A 13,831-nucleotide genomic window follows, 5' to 3' on the forward strand; every position below is an offset into this window, starting at 1 on the left:
CGCCCCCCCCCCCCCCCCCCCCCCCCCCCGCCCCCCCCCCCGCCGCGGCGGGCCCCCCCCCCCCCCCCGCCGGGGGCCCCCCGCCCCCCCCCCCCCCCGAAGCGTTATGTGCGAAACCTTTGATGGCAGAGCGAGGCGCGCCCCTCTGTCCTGCCGGACATCTCCCCCACGTGGGGGAGATTGGCTGTCATCACTGATTTCGCCCATCACAAAAGTCGCAAGAAGAGTGCCGTCGTCGAAGCTGCCAATCTCCCCCACGTGGGGGAGATGTCCGGCGGCAGAGGGGGGCGCCGTAGAGCACTACATCAGATGGCGGCTAGCACTTGCGCGGCCGGGCAGTCTTTGAACTGGTCACCTTGCCGGCCGCCGGCTCCTTCGGCCGAGCCGGCGCCTTTGGCCGAGCAGTCTTGGTTTTGGGTCCGCTTTCCTCACCGTCGATCTCGGCGGCGGCCTGGTTCCAGTGCTGCTGATGCGCGCCGTCGGGCCGGCCGGCCTGCTCCCAGATCGCGTGAGCCCGCCGGCGAATGCGTTCCTGCCTGTCGTCCGTCACTGTTGCCTCCTCGGCTCAAATCGGTGAGCGACAACTTCTAGCTGAATTTTCGACCGGCGTCTTGGGGGCTTCGGCCCAGATCGGGTCGGCCAGAGTCGGGTCGGCCTGAGTCTGGACGGCCTGAGTCTGGCCCGCCTAAATCGGACAGGACCACGACCCCGAGGAGTGCCGCCTTTTTGGTGATCAGCCCTGCCAGATCCGCGTCCGAGCGCTCCGTTCCGGTTTGCTCACGCACGGCTGCAATCAACGCCTTCATCGACAACAGGGCAGAGCCCCGTTCAGCAAGCAGCTTGTCGACGGATGCGGCCACATCGCGTGATTCGACATGCGGCAACATGGAAATGGCTCCTTCCGTCCCGCCACGAAGACGATCGACAGCCGGCTGCCTGCCGGCGAGCCGCCGCTCTTCCCGCGTCTTCCCGGGAGAGCGGCGGGTGAAGGTCAGTCGATGACCTGCACGATCCTGCGGGTGCCGGGATCGACCAGCACGGTGCGATCGTCGACGACTACGTATCTGTATTCGACGTCGGGAACCTCGTGAAGTTCAACCGTGTCGGGCAACGTGGAACCGACGTTGAGTTCCACGCCCAGGAGGCTGATCGACGCCAGCGGGTGCCTCTCCACATATTGGCGGACGACCGTCTGCTGCTCGGGCGTGATAATCACCTGGTCTGCGGTGGCGACGCCGACACCGGCCAGCAAAGTCAGCCCGGCGGCGGCAGGAACAAGGTGGATTTTCATCGTCTTCTCCTGTCTGGTTTGCGGGCTCTGCTGTCCACAGTCGGGACGACTCAGCCCAAAAGCCAACGTTTGACGAAACCGTCTTGTTCCGTGAGCGGCGACTAATTGATCGCCGCGTTGGCTGGCAGTGGCCCGCGATCTTGGTCGCCCAAGCGCGCGGGCCGATCGGTTTTGCCCGATCAGCAGCGATACCGGAGGGGGGTGATATCGACTGCTTCGAGAAGAACATTTAGCGATAACTAACGTTCCGCCCTACGGCAAAAATCCTGCCGGCGCCGGCACCGTCAGGCGCGTGACCGGCAAATGCCCCCAATCTATGGTTTCGGCGGCTGCGCCGGGACCTCGCCGGGCTTGAGCACCGGTGTCCTGCCCTGGTCTGGCGGCGGTGCGGCCATGCCCTGATCGCCGGTCGGCGGCGGCAGCAGCACGCCGTTGCAGGGGTCAAGCGTGTCGGTCAGGCTGTTGCTGTCACCGTTGTTGACGGGCGGCTGCTGCTGACCGTTCTGCGGCTGCGCCTGGCAGTGGCCGGCAGGCGCCTGGTCTTGTGTCTCGTCATCCGTCTGGGCGGCAACCGGCGCCGCCAACGCCAGTGCCCCGAGCAGCGTGATTGGCAGGAATGCGAAAGATTTCATGTCGAACGCCTCCGCGCGAACGATCGCCTCCTTGCCAAAGCCGGTTGGCGGCGATTGGTTCCCGCCTGCAGCAAGCCGCCCGGCTCAATCGCGCCGGCGCGGCATGTTGGGGAATCGTTAATCAGCGATTGCTACTATAGCGGAATGACCAAGAACCTCGGAAACGCCGAAAGAAGTTCCCCAAGGGAGCCGGCAAGGAGCTCCGCCCTGAGCCGGCTGGCGCCAGCCTTGTTTCCCCTGGCAGTCGTCGCGCTTGGCTACCTGGTCGGCTGGCAGTTCTTCGGCTTCTAGATCGTCGGCCCCGGTGCAGAGCCTTTGATGTCCGTGCTCCACGGCGCCCCCCTCTGTCCTGCCGGACATCTCCCCCTCAAGGGGGGAGATTGGCTGTGATCGGCGCCTTCACCAATCACCAACGTTGCAGGAATGAGTGCGGAGGCCGAAGCTGCTGATCACGCCCGGCAGGGCAGAGGGGGGTCGGTTCGACTGGGCGCGGCCTCTTCTCTTGCGGCAGTGGAGGATGGCTCTCGACGCGAGGCGACCCCCTCTGGCCTGCCCTCTTTACCAAAACTTGGAGATCAGCAGCTTCGGCCGCTAGTCCGGGAAAAAGAACACCGGTTCCTCGCATCGATGGACCCGGCATTGACCGTCAAGCGTCCGGACATAGGCGGCGACAGGCACTTCGGGCCAGTCGCATTCATTGCCGAACCGGCGGACATAGCGGTCATAGGTGTTGCGGCCGGTGGTCAGCACCACCGCGCGCCGGCTCTGGATCAGAAGCTGCGTCTGTTCGCATGTCATGGCGCGCGTATCCGGCCGGGCGTGAGCCATGCTTGTGGCGGCGATCAGGATCGCTGCGGCTGTCGCGACGATTGGGCGAGCTGGCATGATAGATCCTCTCAAGGGTCGTGCCCAACGCGCACCTTCGCCCGTGGTTCCGCAACCTTCGGCTTTTAGCGCATCGGCCCACCTTGGTGGTCGGGGCGAAGAGACGTCGCGGGAAGAGACCTTGGATCAGGCGCCGGCTGCTTCTAGCACCAATCTCCAACGCTGGCGATTAGCCATACGCTACTACACCTTCGTCATCCTGGGGCGAAGCAAGGAGCGGAGCGACGCGGCGCAGACCCTAGGTGTTTGATCCCGGACTTTAATGGCGCATCATCGCAATCCGAGAACCGGTTCCTCGCATCGATGGACCCGACATTGACCGTCAAGCGTCCTGATGTAGGAGGTGACGGGCGCTTCGGGCCAGTCGCACTCATTGCCGTATTGGCGGACATATCGATCATAGGTGTTGCGGCCCGTGGACAGGACGACGGCGCGCCGGCTCTGGATCAGCTGCTGCGTCTGTTCGCATGTCATGGTGCGCGCATCCGGCCGGCCGTAAGCCATGCTTGTGGCGGCGAGCAGGATCGCTGCGGCTGTCGGGACGATTGGGCGAGCTGGCATGCTGAATCCTCGCAAAGGTCGTGCCTAACGCGCAGCTTTGCCCGTGGTTCCGCACCCTGCGCAACGGCACGAGGGCGCAACAACACAACCCGCGATCTCACTCCTCCTTCTCGGGCTTGAACCGCCTGACCACCACTTCGAAGACGATGTCCGAGATCCACATCGCCGAGACGCCGATGAGGAACGCCGCGGCCAGCGTCGTGGTGTCGTCGTTGGCTGGAATCGCCAGGCCTGTGGCGCGGAAGTAATGCACCACCGGCAATGTCAGGTAGGCCGCCGCCAGCGCGCCGCAGATCGGCGACGCCACCATCTCGCGAACCTTGTAGCGGTGGCGCGACAAGGCTCGCAAAATTCCGCCGGAAAGGCCGGCGACCACCACCGGCGCCTTGATGCCGAGCGCGTCGAGAAGTTCCTGTATCATGGCTTCCACCCGCACCATCTGGCGCCCTTGCCGTTGTAGGCATTGATTTCGTCGAGCTCCGGCCGCGTCATGGCGGCGACGACGGCGGCGGACGCACGACGCGGCTGGTTGTGGTCGCACCAGACCTGGCGCGCCGGCGAAACCGGCGTTGCGCACCCGGCGAGCAGCAGGCCGCCAAACAGCAGGCACTTGGGCAACAGGCACCCGAGCAGCAGCATCAGCGCTTTGACCATCGCATCGCCTCCCGCCGTGCGGCTTCGTCCGGCAGGTCGCGCGCCGCGCGTTCGGCATCGGTCGCCTCGCGGTCCATTTCGAGGCGCTCCTCGACGGCAACGAGTTTTTCTGCCGCTCGCCTGGCCGCATCCTTGTTGGCCCGACCGCCGGCGACAAACAGGCCGATGCCGCCGGCGAGCGCGGCAAAAATCGCCAAGATCGTCGTGTTGCCGGCGAGCGCGCCCAGCATGGAAAGCACCCACATCTCAATTGCCCTCCACGGCAGGCTGGTTTCTGACAAGGCCGGCGACGCCGTCGCGCACGACATTGATCAGGATCTTGAGCAGGGCCAGCACCCCGGTGATTTTTAGCGCCAGGGCGGCGTCGATGCCGAACAGCGTCCAGTCGAAGCCGACCAGGCCGGTGAGCAGCAGGATCAGCACATTGATCAGATTGTGCGCGGCGTTGGTATTGAACCAGTTCATGGCTTTGCCTTTCGAAACCAGGAGGGGGCCTTTCGAAACAGGGAGAGGATTGCGGCGACCAACGGAGCCAGCACTGCGGCCCATAATCCGGACAACGATCCGGAAAACGGTCCGGAAAACGGTCCGCGCCGCACTCCGGCTTTGCCCGGCTCTGCCTTGGCGGGCGTGAAACCGTTCGGTTGCGGCGGCTGCGGGATCGGAACCGGCGCCGGAGGGGGCGGCGTGTCCCTGATCCCGGACCATTTGCGGAATGCCTCGGCAAGCCGGATATCGTAGGCGTTCTTCGCATAGGATGCGCCATTGTAGCCCTTGGCGAAGCCGGCCCAGTCATGCTTGCGCAATTTGCCGTCGAGCCGGTTGGCGGCGATGAAATTGACCGCCGCCGCCAGCTGCAGCGCCTCGTCCGCCATCATGGCTTCGACCATGGCCTGCACGGTCAGAAAGCCGGCCGCCCTGAAATTCTCGCCGAGCACCTGGCCGAGCCCCCATGACGCCGATCTGAGCGCCGCCGTCTCGTCGATGGCGCAGGCGGCTTTCAGGCGCGGATAGCTGTCGCGGGGATAAGGCTTTTCGCCCCATTTGGCATAGGCAAGGCCGGCCGCTACCGCCCTTGCCCGAGCCGCGCCCGCCAGATTGCGGTAAAACACATGCGGCTCGAACAGGATGACCGGCCGGTCCTGGGCGTCGAAGCCATGCCCGCTGGTTTCGACATCGAGAAAGGCGTGGATCTCGTCTTCGCCGACGCCGATGCTGGCGCCAAGTCTTGGCAGATCGAGATCGTCGAGGCGCCTGGCGGCGCCCTTGAACGTCATGTCCATGGTCTTGGTCCTTTCCCAGGTTGATGTTTGCAGGCGCCAGCTTGATGTTTGCAGGCGCCCGGTTGATGTTTGCAGGCGATTGTGTGAAATGGCCCCAAACTGTGGGGATTGGCCGATGTCGCAACACGAAGGAACGGCGCGCTGGACGGTGAAGGCCGAGCTCTGCGCGGTCGGCCGCGACAAGCCGCTGCTTGTGGCGCTGGCGGTGATCCTGTGCCTCTATTGCGGGCTGATAGCCGGGCCGATCGTCTATGCGTTCCTCGCCTTCCAGGGCATGGCGAATTCCTTCAACTGACGGCATTGACCAATTGAGAACAGCTCGATCCGTCTTGCCATCGGGATGGAAACCGCTTAGCCGGAATAAACTGCTCCCATGAACCGTCCATACCCCATGGGGACAGGTGCGGGAGGGCGCGTGACAATCAGGATCAGGCTTCCGGGCGGGACACTGAAGATCAAGAAAAAGGACGAGCTGCGCCGCCGCGAGCAGAAGCGCCAAGTCCCGGTCTGGCGGCTTGGAGACTATTTCATCGTCTGGTGGCCGAGCAGCATTTCGGATCGTCCGTCCGGACGCCCGCCAAAGAGAGTGGGTGAATAGTGAATAGTGAAGAAGGTGCTCTCACTCTACTCACCACTCACCACTCACCACTCACTACTCACTACTCACTACTACCATTCACCATTCACCATTCACCCGCCCGGACCGTTCTTGGAACCGGTCCCGGAAAACAGCCGCAGAAAGAATCAACGATCAGCCCTTGACTCTTCCGCCACGGAAGCTCTCTAGGTCGCTGCATTGCACAACGGGGGTTGGGAGCAATGGCAGTGCGTATCAGGTTGCCGGGCGGCACCTTGAAGATGAAGGTATCGGGAGTTGCGCGAGCGTGAGCGCGCCCGCCACATCCCGGTTCTGAAGCTGGGCTCGCTGTATTTCAGCTGGTGGTCGAACCGGCCGCGTCCGTTGAACGACCAGCCCGACGACGATCCAAACCGATCTCAGGCAGCGCCTTGACGGCCCGAAAAAAGCCGTCCTCGGGCGGCTGCGCTTGAACCCTTCCGGTCAAGCCAGCAAACGCGCGCATCGGCGGTTGACTCTTCGGCTGGGGAAGTTCTCTAATTGCTGCATCGCACATCATCATTGAATTGCACAGCGGAGTTGAACCGATGGCCGTGCGCATCAAACTGCCGGGCGGCACCTTGAAGGTAAAAGTCTATCGCGAATTGCGGGGGCGCGAACGCGAGCGCCGCGTACCAGTCATGAAGGTGGGTTCGCTGTATTTTGTCTGGTGGTCGAACAGCCAGCCTCACAACAAGCCGCAAGACAGCCGTCATTAGCCCGTTGCCATTCGCCCGCGCCTTGGCGCAAGCGAATGGTTGGCGCTCTATGATGGGACAACGCTCATTGATGAGCGAAGGCATCATTTCATTTCACCAGGTCGCGGTCCGGCCGCACCAAAGCGTCGGCCGGAACGTCCGACCGTACGATTGAGCCGGCTGAAATTATCGCCCGGTCGCCGATCGTGACACCCTTCATTATCATGGCACTGTTGCCGATCCAGACATCATCTCCGATTGTGATCGGTGCTGAGCGGATGCCTGGGTCGACGCGCGGGTGGCCTTCGCGAAAGATGGCCTGCATCTGCGCAAAACGCTTCTGCGGGTCCATGGGATGCGAGTTGGTATCGTGGATCGCCACCCCCCACGAGACGTGGACATGTTTGCCGATCTTGATCCCCACCGGATCCGATGACCAAATCGTCGAGCCTGGACCAAGGTAGAACCAGTCATCGATATTGATCCGACCCTCATGGGCAAAGACCTGCAGATGTCCGTCCAGATGGCTGTCCGCGCCGATTGAGACCCGGGACCTGTCGCCATGAATATTGAAGATCTCCGCCCCGGCACCGAACTTCGTGCGCGGCCCGATGACGGCATTCTCCCTTGCGGCGCCTGTGGCGATCCAAGACGAAAAGCGGCGGCGAACAGCGAGAATGGTGGAGAAGATACGCATTTGCGAACATCTGCCACACGCCACCATTTCAGTCTAGGCATCGAAGAGACCCCGACGCACCATTTGACGCAGGCATTCGGCGTCGTAGGTGGCATGGCGCCGGCTGCATTCGGATGCAGCTCGTCCGACATGTACAGTGTCGACGTGAGGTAGCCCATGCGCTCGATCTTGGTGCCGACAACGACCCACTCCTCGCCTTTCCGGAGTTTGGCTACCGTCTCACTCTTGTGCTGAATTGCCTGTGCCATTTGCCTATCCCCTCTCCGCGACATATTCGATGAAGCGCAAGGCGTTGCTGTCATGGCCGACGTCGTTGAAGTGAAGCCCCTCTTGATAGGCTCCAGCGTCGATATAATCGAAACCATCAATCGGGATCGTCAGCACGTTTCGTGACCGGTATGTCTGGCGGATAACGCCAAGCGCCGCGTCGTAAGTCCGCCCTCCAGTGTAGCTACCATCCCAGGCCGAAGACGGGCGCGTCGGCGGCATCGCAAGGATGCGAGGTGTGGCAGCTGCCTCCAGCGTATTAAGCACCGCAGTGATGTTCGTTGAAATCGTAGCCGGCGCGGTACCAAAACTGTCGTTGATGCCAAGCGCGAGTATCGGCACGATCTTGCCGCCAGCATAGCTCGCTTGGACGATTGCTGATGTAAGGCGCGCCATATTAAACGACGCGAAGGTATAGCTCCCATGCGCGGCGCGCAGTGAGCGCAGTCGAGGACGGGATCCCGACACCTTGATTCCAAGACGGATAAGCCCGGTTATTTCGACAGGGCCGCCTACCGCCGTCAGTGTGTAATTGCCGCTGGCAGCCTGCCCCGTCATCGACGGGCCGGAATATTGATCGAGCGCCAGAGCGCCGGCAGCATTGACGGTCTTGTACGCCGCGCCACCGTCGAAAGCGAAGGCAAGCGAACCTTGACCGGCGTCCCGGGTGTAGTGGACATCGACCTGTTCATAGGCTCCAGTGAACGCCAGGGACGCGCCATCCGCAAGGATGATGCTTTCGCCAAGTGGCCCGCGCGTTCCCGTCGAGACGGTTCCGCTGGTCGCAACGCCATAGAAGTCCGGCGTGTAGGTGGAGCTTGGCCGCAGCGCCGTCATGCCCGGTTCGTCATCGGCAATGCCGAGATTGGCAAACTGCGTCACCCGATTGAACCAGTGCGCCGGGCCGTTACTGGCCAGCGCCCAATGACCGATGCTGTCGCCGATCAGGCAGAGGACATCGTTGTTGGCGATATGCTCTGCCATCTTGGCGCGGAAGCCGTCATAGAGATTGAACAGCGACGGGCGAGCCGGAACGAAGAACCGCCGGCCGCCGACGAACGGCTTTCCTGGTCCCCAAAAACCGTCGCCTGACTTAGGCATGGCCGTCAGCGCGAAGCTGCCGGGCGGCACATACGGGTTTGGATGGGCAGCAGCGGCCGAGGCAAAGATTGCGGTCGCGTCAACGACGCCATTCGGGTCGGCGTCCGCCAGCAGGTTCATGCCGGTGTTCTGTGTGCCGCCTGTCAGAGCCCGCGCAGCGTCGGCGATGAGGCCAGTTTTGATCGTGAACGCAACCTCATAGCGGTGCAGGGTCGATGATGCCACAATAGCGCCGTTCGACAGCACGCCAGACCTGATCCATCCGGGGATGCCTTGCGGGTTGACGCTGTTCTGAAACTTGTAGCCGCCGCCGCTGATTGCCGGATACTGCCCCGCTGCAATCGGTATGCTGAGGGGGATTTCGCTCACACCATTGGCCAACGTGATCTGATGCGTGCTGATCACGTTGACGGTTAGATCGCCATTGTACTGGATGACGTGAATGTTGGCCGTGCCAGCCCCGCTGGCACCGACATCGATTTCCGTGATGTAACCATCGGCCGGCGCTGGCGTTTGCATGACGACGCTGTAATTCGCCGGGGTATTCGTGCCGGTGTTGACCAGGTTCGGCCAGCCGACCACCTGCTCAGTGCCGACGATGTCGACCAGATCGTTTGCGGTGTCGTAGGCAGCGCGCGCCTTTGTGCCGACTTCGCCCGTGAAAGTGGCTTTCCATTGCGGACCATTGAAAAAGTCAACGGTCTTGGCTGTGTTCGACGTGGGAACCGTCGCCGTGAACCACTTGCTTTCGCCGTTCGGAATGGCCCCCGCCGTGTAATACCACGTGCCGGCTCCTGTCCGTTGCAGGCCCATGACGCTGCCGGCCGGCTTCAGGATCGAGAGACCCGAGTTGACGGAAGACGGGCCGGCAACGACAGGGATGGTTTGTTCAGAGACGAGAGTTAACGTGCCATCGCCCTCGACCTGGGCAATGACGATACGGATTGTTCCTGCCCCGGCACCGAAGCCGAGTTCCAGGCTCGAAAGAAACTCATCGACAGCCGACAGTGAGCCCGGCCAATAATAGACGCTGGTATTGGTAACAGCCGTGCCGCCGACGGAGCCCGTGATCAGGACCGGCCCAACCGTCCGCGACCCGATCAAGGCGACAACTTCCGCTGCCGAAGCGCGAACGCCTGTGTCGACCGCAACAGGCCCGGCCGCCACGATGTACATTCCCATGATGCCGGCGCCGACTTCGGTCCAGAAGTATTCACCAACCTCAACATTCCGGGCGAGGACCGCCGAAGCGCTGGCCCCGGCAAGACCAGCAGACGCCGCAAAACTGAAAGCTGGCGCGACCGTGTAGGAACCGGGTGCCGTGATCAGGATCATCGTCACAGCACCGCCGGCGACGATGAAGCGTCCTGCGGCACCAGAACCGGCGCCGCCGGTAAACGCCAGATCGAACGTGCCGTTCGTGCCGCCGGCGCCGCCGACCAGGGCACTGAAGCCAGCCACGCCGAAGCCGATCGCGGCTACGATCGTCGGGAAGATGCCCTTGCCATACAGCGACGCGTCGCGTGCCGCCTGGGCGCCGGCCAGGTTGGCCGCCGTGGAAGCGACATCGGCGGCGGTCTGTCCGGCATTGGCAGCGGAGGTGGACGCGCTGGCGGCGGCCTGGCCGGCGCTGGCCTCGGTGGCATGCTTCAGCACCTGCGTTTCATCGCGCAGCGTCACCACCGCACCGACCACCTGCGAAATATCGGGCGGCACGAACGGGGCAATGGTGATGGCGTCGCTGCCCACCACCGGCTCGTCGGCGCTGAATTCAAACACCCGGCCGGCATTGATTGTCCCAACCTGGGTGTGGACCGTCGTTCCTTTCTGCAAGGTGCGGGCGGTGCGGGCGTCGGCGACGCGGAACCATTCGCCTTCGCTCACCGTGTAGATGCCGTTCTGCGTCGGGTCGGCCTGGTCCTTGACCAGCACGCGGTCGCCGACCTCAGCCGGCACGCCGTCGATGGTCTGCAGGCGATGGAGCAGGATGCTTGCCGTGGTCGCCAGGCGCACGGGTTCGCGTTCGCCGGTCAGAAGTCGAACGGCGGCAGTTGCGGGTCGGGCCATCAGGCTTGCTCCATAAAATAAGCCCCGCGAAGCGAGGCTCGACAGTGCTATGATTCCAGCGCGGCGGGACGCGCCGCCTATGGCACATCGGCGACTAGCCGCCGCGGGTGCGGAGCAGACCCTGAGATCCATTCCGTGACATCGGAGCGCTGCTGCGGTGCAGAACCTTTGATCGCGGAGGGACAGCGCCCGCCCCCTCTGTCCTGCCGGACATCTCCCCCACAAGGAGGGAGATTGGCCTTCATCACTGATTTCGCCAACCACCAGCCTTGCAAAAAAGACGCTGTCCGCGAAGCTGCCGATCTCCCCCCAAGTGGGGGAGATGTCCGGCAGGACAGAGGGGGGCGCGCAGGATCGCTACGGAGCGCTTTTATCCTGAACCGCCGCAGCGACCTACGGCAATCCGCCGACGCGCTTGCCAACGCGCCTGCTTGTCCCGGCGATTGTCAGTCCCAACGCCATGCCGGCGCAGTCGGCAACCCAGTCGAGCCCATCCAGGTCGCGCCCGATCAGTTGCGCGCCCTGAAGCACCTCGATCGCCGCGCCGGTAAAGGCGAGAAGAACAATCAGCCTTGTCCTGTGTCCCGGCCAGCCGAGGCTTCCCAGGGCCGCCAGCACGGCGAAGGCGATGGCGTGCTGCAGCTTGTCGTCGTGAAGCGTGACGGCCGTGCCGAGATCCGGCAAGAACCGCGCCGGCAGAAGCGTGAGCAGGAGAACGCCGGCCAACGTGATCGGAAAAACGATCCTTGCCAGCATCGGAAAAGAATCTAGGCGCAACAAGGTAAGGTCAGTCCTTCATCTGAGAAGCCTGGATGGGCGAGGTGGATTTGCCAATGATCGCATCAGCGCTTGGGAATTTCAAATCCAGAACCACAAGTCTGTGTTGTAAGAAAGGCCGCCGTCGCTCTTATCGCCCTGGAAACGACCCCATGCCTGTGAGGGGCTTTAGGTTCCCATAAAAAAGCCCACTAACATGAAGCAGCCATTAAAGATGCCGGTGGGGCTGACGGCAACGCAACAGCCCAGGTGACGAGAAGAACCTGGCCAGGTCGCCGGTGCCGACATCAGTTTTGCGTCGCCGAGACGCCAGCCAGCCGGGCGAGCGCAACCCTGTCGTCGGGCGTCAGATCAGCAAGGCGGTCGTCGCCCGAAGCGGGCCCATTCGGGTTTTCCGCCGACAGATCAGTGCCATCAGCGCCTGTGGTTTCACCGCCACCGGCCTGCGCGGCCGGCGCAGTACCCAGCATTTCGGCAGCGCGCTTCGGGTCCTTGGCGAGCATCGCGCGGGCGAGCGCCTTTGCGGTGTTGCTGCGCCAGCCGGTTTCTGCCAGCTGCCGGGCGACCGGGCTGCCCATCTTGGCGATGAAGTCGAACCCGCTCTGCCTGATCGCCTCGAACGTCGCGGTGTCGTCCGGGTCGCTCCGCGCGATGGCATTGAGCTCCGCAGCCTGCGCCTTGGACCATTCGGCCTGCTCATAGTCCTGGCGGCGCGCATATTGCTGTGCGGCCATGCGCGCCGACCCGGCCAATCTCATCGCCTCTTTTTGCCTGATGAACCTGGCGCGTTCACTTTCCGGCATTTTTGGCACGGTGCTGTCGAAAAGCTTGTCGAACAGGCCGGGCTTGACGACACCGTTGCGTGCCTGGCCATACATGGCGTCGTGCAGGCCGCGGCCGTCGGCCGGCGCATTCTGGATCGCTTCTTTCTCGGCCTGGGCAATCTGCCCGTTCAGCTCGCGGCCGATGACCTCGGCGTCGAACGCATCCTGCTGCTGCTTCTGCTGCCGGAAACGCTCGGCGACGGCCGAGAGTTCGTCGCCAAAGCCCTGCATCGCGGCGCCGACCGGCGAGCTGTCGGGATAGGAAACCACGCTGCCGCTGTCGAGCCGGCGCTGGGCGAGCTGGAGGGGGATGGTCGCCATCAGTAAAGCCCTCCGCCGGGCGCCGGCGGAAAGGCGCTGTTGCCGAACGTCACCGCTTTCTTCGGGTCGTACAGTCCGGAAAGGCCGGACACGAGATTGCCGCCGGCCCTGAAGATCGAGGCAGCCGCCGCCTGCCTGCCGGAAAAGCGCGAGATCGCGGCCTGCGTGGCGAAATTGTTCTGGCGCAGCTGCGAGCCGTACTGGATCGCCTTGATGTCGAGCTGGCCCTGCCTTGCATTGGCGGCGTGCACCTCGCTCGGTGAGCCTGACAGGGCGACGCCCGAGGCGCCGGCCCGGGCGCGCGCCTGCGACAGCAACAGATCCTGCTTGTGGCGCTCCTGGTCCTGCTCGAAGGCGGCGGCTTGCGCGTCGGCCTGCGCCTGCTGCTCATAGGCTCGGGCCTGGTAGTCGGCCATCTGCCGCGACTGCTGGCCTTCGACCAACGCGCCGCCGACCGAGAGAGCCGTGCCGATAAGGGCAAGCGTAAACATGGTCAGCCGCGGCCTCGGCCACGCAGCGAATATCGACCCGCGATGCCTCCGACCGGCGCGCCAAGCGGCGGTCGTGGGTCGAGCGCGCCGCCGGGGCTGAGCAGCGACAAAAGCAGTCTGTCGGCCTGGATCGCTGCCGCGCTGAGACGAGCCGGAGCTGTCGCTCGCGGCCCGGTCACGGCGGCGCGCCGGACGGCGGTCGGGTTGATTTTCAGGTTGGCGACGCCGGCGGCGTCGAGCTGGCTGTTGACGGTGGCGACGGCACCGCGCAAGGTATCGGCGTCGAACAATTGCTGGCGCAGCTGCTCGACCAGCCAGTGGGCCATGCGCCAGCGCTCGTCGAGGGAAGCGGCGTTTGCCCTGATCTCGTCGGCAAGTGCTGCGATGTCGACGCAGTCTTCGCTTTGCGCGGCGGCACGGCGCTCGTTCGCCGCCTCACGGGTTTTTTCCAGCAGCGCAACGACGGCGTTGGCCTCGGAGAGCGCAATGCGCGCCGCCACCAGGTCGCCACGGCCGAACATCGCACGACCCTTGGCCTTTTCCAGTTCCTGTTTGCGGGCGGCAGCAGTTTTGAGGTCGCTGTCGAGCAAGGCGATGACGGCAGCAAAATCGGCAGCCGTCCGCGCCCTGCCGAGAGCTTCGGCATGCGGGGATGGGGTCATCGAA

The 13,831-nt window shown here is 63.9% G+C and carries 20 protein-coding genes; 3 read left to right on the forward strand and 17 right to left on the reverse strand.

All coding sequences use genetic code 11. The features are described 5' to 3' along the window. Positions 1-316 precede the first annotated feature (316 nt). The 11 genes from AC0L3D_RS31460 to AC0L3D_RS31510 form a co-directional block, all read right to left on the reverse strand. Positions 317-550 carry a DUF2934 domain-containing protein gene (locus tag AC0L3D_RS31460; protein WP_473628103.1) on the reverse strand — a complete coding sequence of 78 codons (234 nt, stop codon included), beginning with the start codon at positions 548-550 and terminating at the stop codon, positions 317-319. Between the two features lie 37 nt (positions 551-587). Further along, positions 588-887: a hypothetical protein gene (locus AC0L3D_RS31465; RefSeq protein WP_287346591.1), complete on the reverse strand. Its 300-nt coding sequence runs from the start codon at positions 885-887 to the stop codon at positions 588-590. Positions 888-991: 104 nt separating this feature from the next. Further along, complete coding sequence (locus tag AC0L3D_RS31470; protein ID WP_473628101.1) at positions 992-1,291, reverse strand: DUF1236 domain-containing protein; 300 nt, start codon at positions 1,289-1,291, stop codon at positions 992-994. A gap of 314 nt (positions 1,292-1,605) precedes the next feature. Beyond that, positions 1,606-1,923 carry a hypothetical protein gene (locus AC0L3D_RS31475; RefSeq protein ID WP_287229432.1) on the reverse strand — a complete coding sequence of 106 codons (318 nt, stop codon included), beginning with the start codon at positions 1,921-1,923 and terminating at the stop codon, positions 1,606-1,608. 591 nt (positions 1,924-2,514) lie between these two features. Next, positions 2,515-2,808: a hypothetical protein gene (locus tag AC0L3D_RS31480; protein WP_128175033.1), complete on the reverse strand. Its 294-nt coding sequence runs from the start codon at positions 2,806-2,808 to the stop codon at positions 2,515-2,517. Between the two features lie 270 nt (positions 2,809-3,078). Further along, a complete protein-coding gene (locus AC0L3D_RS31485) occupies positions 3,079-3,369 on the reverse strand; it encodes a hypothetical protein (protein WP_473531258.1) in 291 nt (96 codons plus the stop codon). Between the two features lie 97 nt (positions 3,370-3,466). After that, positions 3,467-3,808: a hypothetical protein gene (locus tag AC0L3D_RS31490; RefSeq protein WP_473616219.1), complete on the reverse strand. Its 342-nt coding sequence runs from the start codon at positions 3,806-3,808 to the stop codon at positions 3,467-3,469. Then, the gene (locus AC0L3D_RS31495; protein ID WP_051407780.1) at positions 3,787-4,023 is read right to left on the reverse strand and encodes a hypothetical protein; all 237 of its coding nucleotides are present in this window, start codon (positions 4,021-4,023) and stop codon (positions 3,787-3,789) included. The genes AC0L3D_RS31490 and AC0L3D_RS31495 overlap by 22 nt, the downstream gene beginning before the upstream one ends. Then, positions 4,008-4,268 carry a hypothetical protein gene (locus AC0L3D_RS31500; protein WP_473646961.1) on the reverse strand — a complete coding sequence of 87 codons (261 nt, stop codon included), beginning with the start codon at positions 4,266-4,268 and terminating at the stop codon, positions 4,008-4,010. Before AC0L3D_RS31500 ends, AC0L3D_RS31495 begins: the two co-directional genes overlap by 16 nt. A gap of 1 nt (position 4,269) precedes the next feature. After that, positions 4,270-4,488 carry a hypothetical protein gene (locus AC0L3D_RS31505; protein ID WP_023798600.1) on the reverse strand — a complete coding sequence of 73 codons (219 nt, stop codon included), beginning with the start codon at positions 4,486-4,488 and terminating at the stop codon, positions 4,270-4,272. After that, positions 4,485-5,306, reverse strand: a complete 822-nt coding sequence (locus AC0L3D_RS31510) for an N-acetylmuramidase family protein (protein WP_473646963.1) — start codon at positions 5,304-5,306, stop codon at positions 4,485-4,487. Before AC0L3D_RS31510 ends, AC0L3D_RS31505 begins: the two co-directional genes overlap by 4 nt. A gap of 115 nt (positions 5,307-5,421) precedes the next feature. On the opposite strand from AC0L3D_RS31510, the gene AC0L3D_RS31515 reads away from it, so the two are divergent. From AC0L3D_RS31515 to AC0L3D_RS31525, 3 genes are all read left to right on the forward strand, one after another. Beyond that, on the forward strand, positions 5,422-5,601 hold the full coding sequence (locus tag AC0L3D_RS31515) for a hypothetical protein (RefSeq protein ID WP_473616221.1): 180 nt from the start codon (positions 5,422-5,424) through the stop codon (positions 5,599-5,601). Between the two features lie 120 nt (positions 5,602-5,721). Next, positions 5,722-5,904: a hypothetical protein gene (locus AC0L3D_RS31520; RefSeq protein WP_473646964.1), complete on the forward strand. Its 183-nt coding sequence runs from the start codon at positions 5,722-5,724 to the stop codon at positions 5,902-5,904. Between the two features lie 566 nt (positions 5,905-6,470). Then, a complete protein-coding gene (locus AC0L3D_RS31525) occupies positions 6,471-6,641 on the forward strand; it encodes a hypothetical protein (protein WP_023798595.1) in 171 nt (56 codons plus the stop codon). Positions 6,642-6,729: 88 nt separating this feature from the next. Here the strand turns inward: AC0L3D_RS31525 and AC0L3D_RS31530 are convergent, their stop codons facing one another. The 6 genes from AC0L3D_RS31530 to AC0L3D_RS31555 all read right to left on the reverse strand — a co-directional run bounded on the left by AC0L3D_RS31530 (position 6,730) and on the right by AC0L3D_RS31555 (position 13,827). Then, positions 6,730-7,317 carry an acyltransferase gene (locus AC0L3D_RS31530; protein ID WP_287175839.1) on the reverse strand — a complete coding sequence of 196 codons (588 nt, stop codon included), beginning with the start codon at positions 7,315-7,317 and terminating at the stop codon, positions 6,730-6,732. Between the two features lie 252 nt (positions 7,318-7,569). Further along, positions 7,570-10,752 (reverse strand): SGNH/GDSL hydrolase family protein, encoded by a 3,183-nt coding sequence (locus AC0L3D_RS31535; protein ID WP_473646966.1) that lies wholly within the window; start codon positions 10,750-10,752, stop codon positions 7,570-7,572. A 393-nt stretch (positions 10,753-11,145) separates the two neighbouring features. After that, entirely contained in the window at positions 11,146-11,508 is a 363-nt protein-coding gene (locus AC0L3D_RS31540) for a VanZ family protein (protein ID WP_287364012.1), read from the reverse strand. 308 nt (positions 11,509-11,816) lie between these two features. Continuing rightward, entirely contained in the window at positions 11,817-12,674 is an 858-nt protein-coding gene (locus AC0L3D_RS31545) for a hypothetical protein (protein ID WP_473646968.1), read from the reverse strand. Continuing rightward, on the reverse strand, positions 12,674-13,165 hold the full coding sequence (locus AC0L3D_RS31550; protein ID WP_473646969.1) for a hypothetical protein: 492 nt from the start codon (positions 13,163-13,165) through the stop codon (positions 12,674-12,676). The genes AC0L3D_RS31545 and AC0L3D_RS31550 overlap by 1 nt, the downstream gene beginning before the upstream one ends. Positions 13,166-13,167: 2 nt before the next feature. Next, positions 13,168-13,827 (reverse strand): hypothetical protein, encoded by a 660-nt coding sequence (locus tag AC0L3D_RS31555; RefSeq protein WP_287364014.1) that lies wholly within the window; start codon positions 13,825-13,827, stop codon positions 13,168-13,170. Positions 13,828-13,831 lie beyond the last annotated feature (4 nt).

This window comes from Mesorhizobium sp. WSM4837, from assembly GCF_055811435.1.